The organism is Janthinobacterium sp. CG_23.4 (genome assembly GCF_029892305.1).
Lineage (GTDB): Bacteria > Pseudomonadota > Gammaproteobacteria > Burkholderiales > Burkholderiaceae_D > Janthinobacterium > Janthinobacterium lividum_D.
In genome coordinates, this window is record NZ_JARXUX010000001.1 from 2,410,132 (window position 1) to 2,423,514 (window position 13,383).

Below are 13,383 nucleotides of genomic sequence, written 5' to 3' on the forward strand. Positions count from 1 at the left end.
ATGCTCAAGAGCGCCGGTTGCTTCCACGTAACCGCAGCGCATTGGTAATGACAGACACGGAACTCAGGCTCATCGCTAACGCGGCGATCATCGGCGATAACAATTGGCCAGTAAATGGATACAGCACGCCGGCAGCCAGGGGAATGCCCAATGCATTGTAGATAAAGGCGAAACCCAGGTTTTGCCACATGTTGCGAACGGTATCCACTGAGATTCGCCGGGCAAGAGCAATCCCACGCAGATCTCCTTTTACTAGTGCTACGTGAGCGCTATTGATGGCCACGTCTGTTCCTGTACCCATGGCAATGCCGACGTTAGCCTTCGCCAGCGCGGGGGCATCATTGATTCCATCGCCGGCCATGGCGACCACCTTGCCTTGCTTTTGCAGTTTTTCTACCAAAGCCAACTTGTCCTGTGGTTTTACCTCGCCATAGAACTCCGTGATGCCCAGCCTTTCGGCCACGGACCGTGCGGTAGTGACCCCATCGCCAGTCGCCATGATCACGGTCAGGCCTTCAGCGCGCAAGCCCTCTATGGCCTCACGCGTCGTTGCCTTGATGGGATCCGACACGGCGATCAGTCCTGCCAAAACGCCGTCAGAGGATAGATACATGACGCTAGCACCTTCTGTCCTCAAGCGTTCCGCGACGTCTGCAAGCGGTTTCCAATCGACTTTGTCAGCATCCATCAGGGCCGTGTTGCCCAGCGTGATGTGCACCCCACCAAGCGTGCCGCGCACGCCAATACCGCTGGCGGACTCAAAACTGTCAGGTTTTGTTAGCACCAGTGCTCGCCTGTTCGCTTCGTTGACGATAGCGTGCGCCAAAGGATGTTCGCTGCCCTGGTCGATGCTCGCCGCCATTTGCAGGACGTCTTCGTCCTTGAAACCGGGCGCTGCGACCACGCTGTTAAAGGAAGGCTTACCTTCAGTGAGGGTGCCCGTCTTGTCGACAATCAGTGTGTCGACCTTCTTGAGGTCTTCTATTGCCGCGGCATCCCGAAAGAGCACTCCCTGGGTGGCGGCGCGGCCTGTGGCGGCCATAATGGACATCGGCGTGGCTAATCCCAATGCACATGGGCAAGCAATGATCAGTACTGCAACGGCGTTTACAAAGCCAAAGACCCAGCTCGGTTCAGGGCCATACATTCCCCATAACACGAACGTCAGTAGCGCTATGGACACCACCACGACCACGAAGTAGCCTGCGACACTATCGGCGAGTCGTTGCATAGGCGCGCGGGAGCGCTGTGCCTGCGCAACCATTTGTACAATTTGAGACAACATCGTGTCGCTGCCGATTTTTTCGGCACGCATAATCAGGCTCCCGCTGGTATTGATCGTTGCGCCAATCAAAGTGTCTCCGGGACGCTTTGTCACAGGTAAGGGCTCGCCAGTCAGCATTGACTCATCGAGCGAGCTCTCGCCATCGAGCACTACGCCATCAACAGGTACCTTCTCACCGGGTCGGACACGGAGTTTGTCGCCGACGTGGACGTGCGTGAGAGGAATATCGTCTTCGGTACCATTATCCTGAATGCGTCGAGCCGTCTTCGGAGCGAGTCCGAGTAAGGATTTGATTGCGGCGGAAGTTTGGGAGCGTGCGCGCAGCTCAAGTATCTGTCCCAGTAGCGTGAGCGAAACAATGACTGCTGCGGCTTCAAAATAGACGCCTATGCGGCCATGTGCAGCAAAGGTAGGCGGGAAGAAGCCCGGTGCGATGGTGGCGACGACACTATAGCCATAGGCAGCCATTACGCCAAAACCAATCAAGGTCCACATATTCGGGCGCATGCGTGCCAGCGATTGCGCCCAGCGCCTGAAAAATGGCCAGCCGGCCCACAGTACGACAGGGGTACTTAATGCGAATTCAATCCAGTTTTGGCCTGGCAGCCCCATTTCAAGGAACACATGTCCAAACATCGCCAACAGGAACACCACCAGGGTCAAAGGCAGCGTCCACCAGAAGCGGTGGCGGAAATCGACTAGCTCCGGATTTTCTGCCTCATCTAGCGTCGGCATTTCAGGTTCGAGCGACATGCCGCAAATGGGGCAAGTTCCCGGTGCAGGCTGGCGTATCTCTGGATGCATGGGGCAGGTGTAGACTGCTCCCTGCTGTAGCGAATGCTCGGGTCCGGGCGCCGCATTCTCTCTATCGATGAAGGAATCTGGCGCTGCGTTGAACTTTGTCATGCATTTCCCGCTACAGAAGTGATAGACCGTACTTTTGTAGGTGATTTCTTTTTCGGGATTTGCGCCAACGCGCATACCGCATACCGGGTCAATGAATGGTTTTTCGTCTACTGCCTGCCGCGCATCGTCGGGTTCAGTTTTACTGTGGCTGTCGTGATGATGCTCGTGTGCATGATGCTCGGCGTCAGTTCTACTCATGAATCACTCCTTGGGCAGATTCGCCTGTTTCGTTGGCTGTGGTGGAACCAGCTATTGCGGCAACGGCGGGAATTGAACATTCCCGCCGAATGAAGCCATCTATTTGGCAGAAACCAATACCAGTCCCTTCATGCCAGCCTCAAAGTGACCGGGTTGTAAGCAAGCAAATTCCACTTTGCCGGCTTTGTCGAACTGCCAGACAATGCTTCCCGATTTTCCAGGCGTTAGGGTCACCTGATTGGGTTCCGCATGCTCCATCTCCGGAAACTTTGCCATTTGTTGGGCATGTTCTTTCAACTCGCTCTCAGAACCAATGACCATCTCATGCTTGATCTTGCCGGAATTGTTGACGACAAAGCGAATGGTCTCGCCCCGTTTCACGGCAATAGACGCTGGGCTAAAGCGCATGGTGTCGTTCATATCGACAGTGACGGTACGCGTCACTTTTTTCGGGTCGCCCGCCTTGCCCACAAGAGATGCGTTCTGCTCATTTGCGCCATGCTGGTGGCCACTATGTGCTGCTGGGCTGATATCCGGCACCGCAGCATTGCTGAAAGTGCTCAAGCTGGCCAGTAACATTATTGCAATTGCATTTAAGGTCATCTTTTTCATATCGTACTCTCTTGTAGAAAACCGTCGCGGCATTACATCGCGGTAGGTGGTTGTTGAGTGGTAAGAATTGCCGCCGCCAACAGCGCACCGAGTAGTAGCAAGGTCTCTACTTGTAAAACGACTCTCACCAGCGTGACGCCGCGCAAGGAGCGGGAGGCGGCAGGTAGTCCGCGAAATTTGTTGTAGCCGCCGAAGGCAATGGCAAGAAGGACCAATGCAACTTTGACCAGTAAAGTGATGCCGTAGGTGGTATGAACAAGATGCTCGGAACTCCCCACTCGGTGCCAGGCGCTGTAGATGCCAGTAGCAATAATGGCAACTACTGCAAGCATTGCTGCCTGGGACATCAGTTCGAGGTATTGATCGGTGGACCCCGTATCAAATTTCCTTATCCGCGTCTCATGCAGAACAAACCAGCCGGACACCATCACCGCACCAGTCCATAGGCCGATGGCAAAAAAATGGATTGCTTCAACTGCTAGCGGAATAGTCCAGAAGCCTTCCTCGCCCGCATGCCCCATGGACGCCCGTATTGCAGAAAAAACAGCCAAAAGGAGAATGACAGCAATATCGCTGCTGCGGTCGATTCCGCCAACTAATCGCACAAGAAAGAGGGCAAGCATCGCCACAATAGTGGCGCAGCCTGCATGTCCGTAGTCGGTTGTAGACACCATCATCCAGAACATCGGGCAGGCTTCGCGCAGGCCCACACCTCCCATGATCGCCGTCGCGCTCAATAGTGCCGATGCACTAGCAACCGTGCTGATTGCCGCCGCCATCAAGTCAAGTTTGCGCAGCGCAGGCTCGAAATAATCATGGTTGACGCCGCTGGAACGCATCCAGTAACGTGCAAACCATGATCCGACGAGCCAGGCAAAGCCGAGGTTCAGCAGCAAAGCTGAACTGACTTGCAACAGCGAGACTGCGTCCATTTATTTCACCGTGAACTTCAAGTCGCCTTTACGACGATGTCCATCGTGTCCTGCAACTGCCCAGCTCACGGTATAGGCACCAGCGTTCAATGTTGGTACTTCCAAGCGTAAGACGGCTGGATTCGCGGCATCGACCTTTGCCTTGCCTGCAGCGACGGCTTTGCCTTCGCTATCACTCAGAGTGATTGAGCTAAAGGCTTCTTCCACCTTTTCGTTGAAGGTCAGCGTAATCGCCTTTGGTGCAACTGCCAGGGAGGCACCAGGTTCGGGATTGGCGCTCTTCAAGCTCGCATGTGCCATGGCAAATGGGGTAGCCAGCGTTGCCGCCAATATGGATGTGGCAAGAATAATGTTCCGCAGGGTCTTCATCTTCAACTCTCTTTGTTAAATTTACTTGACTGCTTCGATGGAGGTGACCGTCAATGCGCCGCCAACTTTTTCCACCACGAAACGTACTTTGTCGCCTTGTTTGACCTTGTCGAGCATTGACGGCTCTTTGACTTTGAACATCATGGTCATCCCTGGCATGCCCAGGTTCTTCAACTCACCATGCTTGATGGTCAGCTTGCCGGCGTCCTTGTCCACTTTCTTGATTTCCCCATCGCTCATCGCGTCTTGCGTCGCGGAGGCGCTCTGCTGCTGGGCGAACGCCACGGAGGTCGTTGCCACGGATGACAGGCCAATCAAGGTTGCCAATACAACTTTGTGCAGGTTTTTCATGATGATTCCTTTCAGTTAAAAAATTAGTGACCGCTATGTCCGGTCGGCTTACGAACAGTGACTTCAATATTGGGTTTGTTCATCGTTGGCATCGACTGCCCTCCAGCGTTAGTGGCACGTTCGGGTTCAGGAAGGGCGCCCGTCCACTCGTATGCCACAGTTCCGGCCGGATGCTTGTACCAGCCAGGATCGGAATAGTCGCCGCGCTTCTGGTCCTTGCGCACCTTCAATACGGTGAACATTCCACCCATCTCAACCCCACCGAACGGTCCTTCACCTGACATCATCGGTAAAGTATTATCTGGCAGCGGCATTTCCATGCCTCCCATGGAGCCGCCCTTGTCGCCCATCACCATATACTCAGGGACGATTTTGTTAATTTTTTCAGCAACCCCGCGATGGTTGACGCCGATCATTGTCGGTACTGAGTGGCCCATTGCATTCATGGTATGGTGGGATTTATGGCAGTGAAGTGCCCAGTCACCCAGATCCGTAGCGACGAACTCGATGGCGCGCATTTGTCCTACTGCGACATCGGTGGTGACTTCAGGCCAGCGCGACGCCGGTGGGGTCCAGCCGCCATCCGTGCCAGTGACGAAAAACTCATGGCCATGTATATGAATAGGGTGGTTCGTCATCGTCAGGTTGCCGACACGGATGCGTACCTTGTCACCTTGGCGCACTGGCAATGAGTCAATGCCGGGAAATACGCGGCTATTGAATGTCCACAGGTTGAAGTCCAGCATGGTGTTGATCTTTGGCGTATAGCTTCCCGGCTCCACGTCATACGCGTTGAGCAGGAAAACGAAATCACGGTCCACAGCATGGAGCGACGGATCCTTTGGATGGGTGACCCAGAATCCCATCATCCCCATTGCCATTTGGGCCATCTCGTCGGCGTGGGGATGGTACATAAACGTACCTGGCCGTTTGGCCTCGAATTCGTAAACGAAAGTCTTTCCAGGAGCGATACCCGGTTGCGTAAGGCCCGTGACGCCATCCATGCCGTTCGGCAATCGCTGTCCATGCCAATGAACACTGGTGTGCTCAGGTAGCTTGTTGGTCACGAAGATACGCACACGGTCACCTTCGACCACTTCAATTGTCGGCCCTGGGGATTGACCGTTATAGCCCCACAAGTTGGCTTTCATTCCTGGTGCAAGTTCACGCACTACGGGTTCGGCCACCAGATGGAATTCCTTTACGCCATTTTTCATCCGCCATGGCAATGACCAGCCGTTTAGGGTCACGACCGGATTGTAGGGCCGTCCAGTGGGGGGCGCCGGGGGAATGTGTGTCTTGGCATTGTCCATCAACATTGCCTCAGGCAATGACGCGGCACCAGCCTTGCTAACGGCAACGGCACTCACCGCTACAGCACCTGCACCTCTGAAAAAGTCTCTACGTGAAATCATGGCATGGTCCTTGTATCGTTCATACTTCCACCGCTGATGGCGGATTGAAGTTTGGTTTCCGCTATCCAAAAGTCGCGCTGGGTTTCGATGGCGGTATTCACGCTCATCAGTTGCTCGCGCGAGTCCGCCAGCAATTCGAACACGCTGGCAAGCATCCCGTTGTAGCGAAGCAGAACCTCGTCGGATATTTTTTTCCGCAGCGGCACAACATCGTCGCGATAATGACGGGCGATGTCATAGCTGGTACGGTATGCGGAGTAGGCCTCCCGCACCTCTGAGCGTGCCCGCACGGCGATGTCGGTGGTGCGATGGACGGACTGCATATAGAGCGCTTCCGCCCGCGCGACCTTGGCGCCACCCCAATCGAAGATCGGTAATTCGAGGGAAATCTGGTAGCCGTTCTCGCGTGGCAAGCCTGTCGTACTCTTGTTGGTGTAGCCGGCATCAAAAACGTTGATGAAGCCAGTTGCCTTTGTTAAGCCAAGTGCTGCGGCCGTTGCTTCGGTCTCGCGGCGGGCCGACAGCATATCGAGGCGTTGTGACATGGCCAGTGCTTCCGCATTGTCCGTTTCCCGCGGCTTTTCCGGCAGAGGAGGCAACCTGTCCGGCAGTGTGAAGTTTTGCTGCTCTCCCCACAGGCCCAGGAGGCGAATGAGCTGTTCGCGCGTGGCTGTTGCTTCATGCTTGGTCCTCGCCAACTGTGTCAACGCATCTTGGTAAAACGCACGCTCACGGGCCTGGTCAAGCGTGCTCCAGTTTCCGACCTTGGTCATGCTGTCGGCAAGTTGCGATGATGCTTCGGCGGCGCCACGCACTTGCTCCGCGAATGCGGCCGATTGGGCCGCCGCAACCGCCATAAAATATGCCCGACGTGTCTCTGCCGCCAACTGCACAGCCTGAGCAGCTGTTAGCAGCTTTGCTTGTTCAAAGCGTCCTTGCTCAATGCGTCGACGTGTGGGCAGCGTCAGCAGGCCCGCAATGTCAAACATCACACTGCGATCGATTTCCGCGTTGCCACCACCGCTGATGCGGCCGAAACTAAAACTTGGATTGCGCATCCGTCCAGCTTGTACAAACTCAGCCTCCGAGACTCCCAATTCAGCGAAGGAGACCTTCAGCGCTGCATTATTGAGCAGTGCAATCTGGACCGCAGAATCAGGCGTCAGTGGCGCGGACAGCAGTGATTGCACCTGTGAAGTGGACTGCTGGCTGTCTTTCAGCGTCTCTTTCGTGAAGGGCTTGACTTGTCCAATCCGCTCTTGCGTTAACCGAGAGACATCATTTAAGCCACCATCCGGTGAAAAGCTAGCGCAACCTGCAAGAAATACCACACCGAATACAGTGGCTACCCGACTGGGTGCTGGCAACGATAATCGCTTCATGTCATTTGCCTTTCATGTTCATTTGATGGCCTTTGTGCGGATCGTTCGCCGAAGACGGCTTGGGTTTTTCCTGGCCTTTTGCCTCGGGTACCATTTCCATCGTCATGTCCCCCTGAGCGCCATGCTGAGAGCCCCCGGTCACATCTTGATTTGCCTGAATCCAGGCCTTATCTGGAGATACCGGGGCTTCCCCAATCGGCTTAACATCAGCAAAAGCAGAGACATATTTCAGCGGCGGCACTATGGCCTTAGCATCCGTCACCGCCGCAGTGGTGCTAGCGGGTTGAGCCGATTGTGCATAGACAACCGGCGAGAAGCTAACCGTTGCCAGAAGCAATAAGTGGAAGCGTTGCATGATTCTCTTTCAAAATTGACTGCTTACGGGGTGGATACAGCACGAGGTGAGGCGAACGCCAGTGCATGATTTCAGCAATCGGCGGGGAAGGTGGTGTGAAAAGAGCTCAAGGGGCGCGAGGAACGGGTGGTAGCCATTATCAGCTCCATGCCAATGCCTCCAAAAGTAGGGCGAGGTATCCGCTGTCCTGCACCTTACCTGTGCCAGCTTGCTTACAATGCGCCTCAGCATACGATTCATCCGCGTATCCTCGCCGTGGTGCTCCACCAGGTTGCTTGCACATTACCCGAACCAACCGAGATGAAACCGACCACTCACGCTACACCTTCCAATTAACGGAAGGTCAAGCATATTTCAGTTTGCCAGAGTATTTTCACTTCCACCTTGCCACAATCACCGCCCGCTGATTTAATTGCATCACCGCAATTCATCATATAGACAAAAAACACTGGAGACCTCGTGCGCCAACTGACTTCCCTTATCGCTATTTCCGTATTCAGTCTCCCTCTATACGCCGCCACACCAACTGAAACTGTTGCTGCGTTTCACGAAGCGCTCGCCAGCGGCAAGTCCGAGCAGGCGAGCACTTTGCTTAGCCCGGAAATTAAAATTTACGAATCCGGGCATGTTGAGCGTTCACGTGATGAATACGCTGGCCATCACCTGCCTGCCGATGCCGCCTTTGCTAAGGCCACCAAAAGCAAAGTGCTCAAACAAAACGAACGTATTGATGGAAATCTGGCAGTCGTGATGCAGGAAACCGAGACAACAGGACAATTCCAGGGCAAAAATGTGCACTTATTCGGCACAGAAACAGCTTTGCTCGAAAAACAGGGCGACCAGTGGGTCATCTTTCATCTTCACTGGTCGTCCCGCAAATCTCAGTAACTTCATGTGCCAGCAGCCCACAGGCGGGCTTACATGCACTTAGTTGGCGTAGGTCGGGTTAGGTGCCACGTACACGCGTATGCCGTGGGTATTCGCGCCAGAGGGCGCAATTGCCGAAAAGTCAAAGCTTGCATTGGCGCGCAGCGTATCGAACTGCCAAGTGAACGTCTTGCCATCCACGTCAAACTTGACGACGTCGCCTTGGGTGACATTGACATACTTGGTAGCTGACGAAATCGTGATGGCGCGGGTGGCGGACCTTGCTGGAGCAGCACTGCCGAATGCAGGACTCGAATGCATTTCGCCTTGGTGTGCCATCGCTGCGAGCGGGCTGAGCGCGATGACAGCGAAAACGGCGACGATGTTTGCTTTGAGCGATTTCATTAGAATGTCCTTACCTTTCACTTGCGGGTTAATGAAGCTGTGAATCCGATGAAGCTATTCTACGCAGGGGACTCGCACGCCCGAATGACGGAAACATTACATTTACATTACAGAAACCTCAGCAGTTCCACGGTCAAGTACCTTTCCTCAATTCGACTTGAGCTAACTTTTTTAGTGACTTTTCATCCGCAGCAAGCAGGCTGGATAGGGCGATCGGAAAACGCCTGAGCTGGCGGTGCAGCGCGGCAAGGGATGCGGCTCGTTGAGTAATCGTGGATCGACGTGCGATGCCGTACATACAGGTAGCATTTTTGCGGAATATGATGTGATGTTGTTATGTCATTTCATCATTTTTGATAAGGAACTTGGCATGAAAAATTCATCAAGTATGGCGGTCTCGGAGATGCAGTCTTGCATCGATGCGTGCGCACAATGCCATCAAATATGTTTGAAGATGGCCATGACCCATTGTCTGAAGATGGGTGGAAAACACGTCGAGCCGGATCATTTTCGTTTGATGGTGAACTGCGCCGAAATTTGCCAAACCTCAGCAAATTTTCAGCTGAGTGGTTCTGCGTTCAGCGCCCGTTTGTGCGCTGTTTGTGCCGATATCTGTCAAGCTTGCGCTGATAGCTGCCGCGAACTTGACGGTATGGAAGAGTGCGTGCAGGCATGTGATGCGTGCGCGTCCAGTTGCCGTAGCATGGCGGCCTGATTATCAATTGGAAAAATTGCTGTCCAATACACAACGCCTCCTCCGCCTGGTTGACATGGATGGGGATTTTTCAACAGCCTGTTAGGAGAGAAATATGCATACCAACAACAAAATCAGTAGTCTGGGCATTGCGCGCAATCTGGCATGCACGCTCGCAGTGGCTATATCGGCATACACAATACCGGTGGTAGCCACCGCGCAGACGTCGGCGTCTTCCGCAGGCAAGATGGAAATGGGCGCAAATGCTTCCAGCGACGCTTCAATGAAAATGCGTAAGTCGATGGACGACATGCACGAAAAAATGGGCCAAATGAAAATGACCGGCGATGTTGATCACGATTTTGTGATGATGATGCGGTCTCACCATCAGGCGGCCATTGATATGGCGCAAGTTGAAGTCGATACCGGCAAGGATGCAGCCATAATCAGCGCTGCAAAGAAAATCATTGCCGCGCAAAAGAAAGAGATCGCGCAATTCGACGCCTGGATGAAGAAACATCCAATGAAGTAGTGCGGTTGGCGCCCAACGGGGGCGGCGGAACCACGCCGCCGACATTTAACAGCGGCAAAGGCATTTGTGACATCGAACAACAAGATGCCTTTTCTCCCGTCGGCGATTGCGCTAATGGTGGTGTGAGGCTATGGGGTAATCCTTGGTAATTTCAAGGTGCCTGTCCTCGCAAACTCGCCTCGAACGATCAATGGGTGATGGGTGCTGGAAAAAACAGCGTGAATTCGGTCACTCCGTCGGGCTCACTCGTGACGTTGGCGCGGCCATGGTGAAGCGTCATGATGGATTTGACGATTGAAAGACCCAAGCCAGCGGAGGCTGACGTACTGGACCTCGATTTATCGGAACGGTAGAATCGGTCAAACAGCCGCGGCAGATGTTCTTGCATAATGCCTGGGCCAGGATTGGAAACGGAAACCACGGCCCCGTCGTCGTCAGCTATCGCCTTGAGCGTGATGGTTTCATCCTTTGGGGTGTACCGAATGGCGTTCGATACAAGGTTGCTCACCGCGCGGCGAAGCAGGAGCCCATCAGCAAGCACTTTACCAGTGGCGATGACGATGATTGATATCCCGGCGTCGGATGCCGGCCCTTCAAAATACTCGGCGATTCGCGTCAGCTCAACATCAATATCAAGCTGTTCAGTTGCAAGCAAAACTTGGTCATGGTCAGCCCGCGCCAAAAATAATATGCTTTCCACCATTCTAGCTAGACGGCCAAACTCCTCGTAGTTAGATGAGAGCAGGTTTTGATATTCCTCCGATTCTCTGGGGTGAGACAGGGCAACTTCTGTTTGCACCATTAGATTGTTAAGAGGCGTACGCAAATCATGTGCCAGGTCATCTGCGAACTGGGAAAGGTTATTAAAGCTGTTTTGCAGGCGGTCAAGCACCTCATTGAACGAATCAGCCAGTATCTGGAATTCCTTCGGGGCTGATTTTGCATGCAAGCGCACTTCCAAATTGTGCGCACTGACTTGCTGAGCTTGCTGCGCGAAGAGCTTCACTTTGTGCAACGCGCGACGAACAAGCAGAAACCCCAGTAGGGCTGTTAGCACAGCACCAAAGAAGCCTGAAGCAAGAACTTTTAGCTTGTATGCAGATAGAACAGCTGCGTGACTCTCTTCGCTCCGGGCGAGCGTGATTTGCACCACGGAAGCTGTCGAACCAACGGTACCTAGCGCTGCGATGACCCTTAGGTTGGGTTCGCTATGCCCTAGCGCAGCACGTACATGAGATGGCTCTGGCATCGTCTCAGCCGGCACAGCGCCATTGGCATGCATAAATGAACGTTCACTAGTATTGCGGGTTAATTCTTCACCGTCTTGTGCCTGCATAACGAGCAAAAAGCCGCCATGCAAATCGACCGCATCTAAAAAGCGGTGCGGATCCACACGAATCGATTCTACACTCGGTGTTTCCTCAAGCATATGCCTTATGAACACAATACGGTCAACAAGGTCTGCATCATCCCGCGCCTGGAGCTGTGCTGCGAGTGCTTGATAGAGATAGATGCCTAAGGCTGAAAATACAATTGCCGAGATGCAGGCGAAGAGCGCCCCCAGCTGAGTTGTGAGAGACCAGTTCTTGATCTTCATTGTCTATCTTCTAACACATAGCCCATACTCCGAATCGTATGGATCAGTTTGACCTCGAAGGGGTCGTCAATTTTTGCACGTAGACGGCGTACCGCGACATCCACCACGTTCGTGTCGCTGTCAAAATTCATGTCCCAGACTTGCGATGCAATCAACGGCCGGGACAAAACTTGTCCGACCCGCTTGGATAACAAATGCAAAAGTGCAAATTCTTTTGCAGTCAAATCAATCCGAACACCGGCCCGTATGACTCTTCGCTTGGGAATGTCCAGTTCCAGATCGGCAATCTGAAAAATATCAGCTTCTCTGATCGGCCCTCGGCGCAACAACGTTCGAATACGAACAAGCAACTCAACAAAAGCGAAAGGCTTGACCAAGTAATCATCCGCACCAAGCTCCAGACCTTTGATGCGGTCATCGAGTCCATCCCGTGCGGTAAGAAACAGCACCGGCGTATCGACCGTTTTGCGCAATTCAGCGATGATTTGCCAACCATCTAAGCCCGGAAGCATGACGTCAAGCACGATCAGGTCATAATGGGCAGTAGTGGCAGCGTGAAGTCCGTCGGGCCCAGTTCTCGCCAAGTCAACCACAAAGCCAGACTCGTTCAGACCTTTCTGAATATATTCGCCCGCCTTTTGCTCGTCTTCCACCACTAATAATCGCATGTCACTTTTCCACTCGTTCAACTGCTGTGTCCACGTTATGCGGATGGCGAAGATCGCCGTCGGTCTCTGTCTTCAGTCTACCTTGGAAAGGTGACAGTCGTCTAACGCCAGGATTACAATCCTGTCAGAATTGAACTCTTTACCATTCCAAATTAAAATACGATCAAAGGTTCCTGCACTTTTTTTAATTTTCACAATAGCGCCCTCGCAAAGTCATGACAGGCGTGATACATTCCGGGCATGCGCAAGTCTCTCTCCCACTATCTCGCTTTTTTTCTGTTCGTCATGTTCATGACGAACAGCGGCGCATGGATGGGGAGTAGCGTTCGCCTGGCACATGAGATCGCGCATATCGGCCAGCTCGAACAGGATGCAGGTGAGCATGAGCATGCCCACCTAGGCCATAGCGACGACGGCGATCATGATGATCGCGGCAATGACGTGCCTGGCAAGTCCGGACACCAGGCATTGCACGCCGTTGACCACCTTCAGTTTTTCCCGCATACCGCCTTTGGCGGCTTTTCCATGCCGGCCGCGGACGCCAATGTCCCACCGCAATTTGTCGTCCTGCGCTTGCCGCTCCCATCGTTCGATCCCCCGTTTCGCCCCCCTTGTAGCGACGCGCTGACAGCCTAACTCCGTCTGTATGACCGGAGGCTTGCGCCCCCACTCATGCATTTGCTGGAGTGGACGCGCGCCCGGATGCGTCGCGCGTTCCTGTCTTCGTTGCATTATCACTTTGTGCTGCCTTCCTTCATCCGGCGCCGCCTATATGGCGCGCTAGGTGGATGTTGGCGTGCCTGGCCTGCGGGCCT

Annotated in this window: 15 protein-coding genes; 4 read left to right on the forward strand and 11 right to left on the reverse strand. The window is 53.8% G+C overall.

Features of this window, described 5'->3' with window-relative positions; translation table 11 throughout:
• Positions 1-4: 4 nt before the first annotated feature.
• From H4V96_RS10880 to H4V96_RS10915, 8 genes are all read right to left on the reverse strand, one after another.
• Positions 5-2,389, reverse strand: coding sequence for a heavy metal translocating P-type ATPase (locus H4V96_RS10880; RefSeq protein WP_280720927.1), 2,385 nt, complete (start codon positions 2,387-2,389; stop codon positions 5-7).
• Between the two features lie 99 nt (positions 2,390-2,488).
• Positions 2,489-3,001 carry a cupredoxin family protein gene (locus H4V96_RS10885; RefSeq protein WP_196855726.1) on the reverse strand — a complete coding sequence of 171 codons (513 nt, stop codon included), beginning with the start codon at positions 2,999-3,001 and terminating at the stop codon, positions 2,489-2,491.
• Between the two features lie 32 nt (positions 3,002-3,033).
• The gene (locus H4V96_RS10890; protein WP_196855725.1) at positions 3,034-3,933 is read right to left on the reverse strand and encodes a CopD family protein; all 900 of its coding nucleotides are present in this window, start codon (positions 3,931-3,933) and stop codon (positions 3,034-3,036) included.
• Positions 3,934-4,302: a copper resistance protein CopC gene (locus H4V96_RS10895; RefSeq protein WP_196855724.1), complete on the reverse strand. Its 369-nt coding sequence runs from the start codon at positions 4,300-4,302 to the stop codon at positions 3,934-3,936.
• Between the two features lie 21 nt (positions 4,303-4,323).
• The gene (locus H4V96_RS10900) at positions 4,324-4,653 is read right to left on the reverse strand and encodes a copper-binding protein (RefSeq protein WP_196855723.1); all 330 of its coding nucleotides are present in this window, start codon (positions 4,651-4,653) and stop codon (positions 4,324-4,326) included.
• A gap of 23 nt (positions 4,654-4,676) precedes the next feature.
• Positions 4,677-6,068: a copper oxidase gene (locus H4V96_RS10905; RefSeq protein ID WP_196855722.1), complete on the reverse strand. Its 1,392-nt coding sequence runs from the start codon at positions 6,066-6,068 to the stop codon at positions 4,677-4,679.
• On the reverse strand, positions 6,065-7,450 hold the full coding sequence (locus tag H4V96_RS10910) for a TolC family protein (protein ID WP_196855721.1): 1,386 nt from the start codon (positions 7,448-7,450) through the stop codon (positions 6,065-6,067). Before H4V96_RS10910 ends, H4V96_RS10905 begins: the two co-directional genes overlap by 4 nt.
• 1 nt (position 7,451) lies before the next feature.
• Positions 7,452-7,805, reverse strand: coding sequence for a hypothetical protein (locus tag H4V96_RS10915; RefSeq protein ID WP_196855720.1), 354 nt, complete (start codon positions 7,803-7,805; stop codon positions 7,452-7,454).
• Between the two features lie 459 nt (positions 7,806-8,264).
• Between H4V96_RS10915 and H4V96_RS10920 the strand changes: the two genes are divergently transcribed.
• A complete protein-coding gene (locus tag H4V96_RS10920) occupies positions 8,265-8,693 on the forward strand; it encodes a nuclear transport factor 2 family protein (protein ID WP_196855719.1) in 429 nt (142 codons plus the stop codon).
• 39 nt (positions 8,694-8,732) lie between these two features.
• Here the strand turns inward: H4V96_RS10920 and H4V96_RS10925 are convergent, their stop codons facing one another.
• Positions 8,733-9,077 carry a CzcE family metal-binding protein gene (locus H4V96_RS10925; RefSeq protein ID WP_196855718.1) on the reverse strand — a complete coding sequence of 115 codons (345 nt, stop codon included), beginning with the start codon at positions 9,075-9,077 and terminating at the stop codon, positions 8,733-8,735.
• Positions 9,078-9,312: 235 nt separating this feature from the next.
• Here H4V96_RS10925 and H4V96_RS10930 point away from each other — a divergent pair, with 235 nt between their 5' ends.
• The gene (locus H4V96_RS10930; protein ID WP_280720928.1) at positions 9,313-9,792 is read left to right on the forward strand and encodes a four-helix bundle copper-binding protein; all 480 of its coding nucleotides are present in this window, start codon (positions 9,313-9,315) and stop codon (positions 9,790-9,792) included.
• A gap of 94 nt (positions 9,793-9,886) precedes the next feature.
• Entirely contained in the window at positions 9,887-10,303 is a 417-nt protein-coding gene (locus H4V96_RS10935; protein WP_196855717.1) for a DUF305 domain-containing protein, read from the forward strand.
• Between the two features lie 187 nt (positions 10,304-10,490).
• Here H4V96_RS10935 and H4V96_RS10940 read toward each other — a convergent pair whose 3' ends face one another.
• Entirely contained in the window at positions 10,491-11,900 is a 1,410-nt protein-coding gene (locus H4V96_RS10940; RefSeq protein WP_196855716.1) for a heavy metal sensor histidine kinase, read from the reverse strand.
• Positions 11,897-12,568: a heavy metal response regulator transcription factor gene (locus H4V96_RS10945; RefSeq protein WP_076568658.1), complete on the reverse strand. Its 672-nt coding sequence runs from the start codon at positions 12,566-12,568 to the stop codon at positions 11,897-11,899. The genes H4V96_RS10940 and H4V96_RS10945 overlap by 4 nt, the downstream gene beginning before the upstream one ends.
• A gap of 240 nt (positions 12,569-12,808) precedes the next feature.
• Here H4V96_RS10945 and H4V96_RS10950 point away from each other — a divergent pair, with 240 nt between their 5' ends.
• On the forward strand, positions 12,809-13,204 hold the full coding sequence (locus tag H4V96_RS10950) for a hypothetical protein (RefSeq protein WP_196855715.1): 396 nt from the start codon (positions 12,809-12,811) through the stop codon (positions 13,202-13,204).
• Positions 13,205-13,383 lie beyond the last annotated feature (179 nt).

Excerpts from the sequence above, each read along its gene's own strand:
- H4V96_RS10940 (WP_196855716.1), bottom strand. The coding sequence starts at position 11,900 with ATGAAGATCAAGAACTGGTCTCTCACAACTCAGCTGGGGGCGCTCTTC.
- H4V96_RS10895 (WP_196855724.1), bottom strand. The coding sequence starts at position 4,302 with ATGAAGACCCTGCGGAACATTATTCTTGCCACATCCATATTGGCGGCA.
- H4V96_RS10950 (WP_196855715.1), top strand. The coding sequence starts at position 12,809 with ATGCGCAAGTCTCTCTCCCACTATCTCGCTTTTTTTCTGTTCGTCATG.
- H4V96_RS10945 (WP_076568658.1), bottom strand. The coding sequence starts at position 12,568 with ATGCGATTATTAGTGGTGGAAGACGAGCAAAAGGCGGGCGAATATATT.
- H4V96_RS10915 (WP_196855720.1), bottom strand. The coding sequence starts at position 7,805 with ATGCAACGCTTCCACTTATTGCTTCTGGCAACGGTTAGCTTCTCGCCG.
- H4V96_RS10900 (WP_196855723.1), bottom strand. The coding sequence starts at position 4,653 with ATGAAAAACCTGCACAAAGTTGTATTGGCAACCTTGATTGGCCTGTCA.
- H4V96_RS10890 (WP_196855725.1), bottom strand. The coding sequence starts at position 3,933 with ATGGACGCAGTCTCGCTGTTGCAAGTCAGTTCAGCTTTGCTGCTGAAC.
- H4V96_RS10925 (WP_196855718.1), bottom strand. The coding sequence starts at position 9,077 with ATGAAATCGCTCAAAGCAAACATCGTCGCCGTTTTCGCTGTCATCGCG.
- H4V96_RS10935 (WP_196855717.1), top strand. The coding sequence starts at position 9,887 with ATGCATACCAACAACAAAATCAGTAGTCTGGGCATTGCGCGCAATCTG.
- H4V96_RS10905 (WP_196855722.1), bottom strand. The coding sequence starts at position 6,068 with ATGATTTCACGTAGAGACTTTTTCAGAGGTGCAGGTGCTGTAGCGGTG.
- H4V96_RS10885 (WP_196855726.1), bottom strand. The coding sequence starts at position 3,001 with ATGAAAAAGATGACCTTAAATGCAATTGCAATAATGTTACTGGCCAGC.
- H4V96_RS10880 (WP_280720927.1), bottom strand. The coding sequence starts at position 2,389 with ATGAGTAGAACTGACGCCGAGCATCATGCACACGAGCATCATCACGAC.
- H4V96_RS10910 (WP_196855721.1), bottom strand. The coding sequence starts at position 7,450 with ATGAAGCGATTATCGTTGCCAGCACCCAGTCGGGTAGCCACTGTATTC.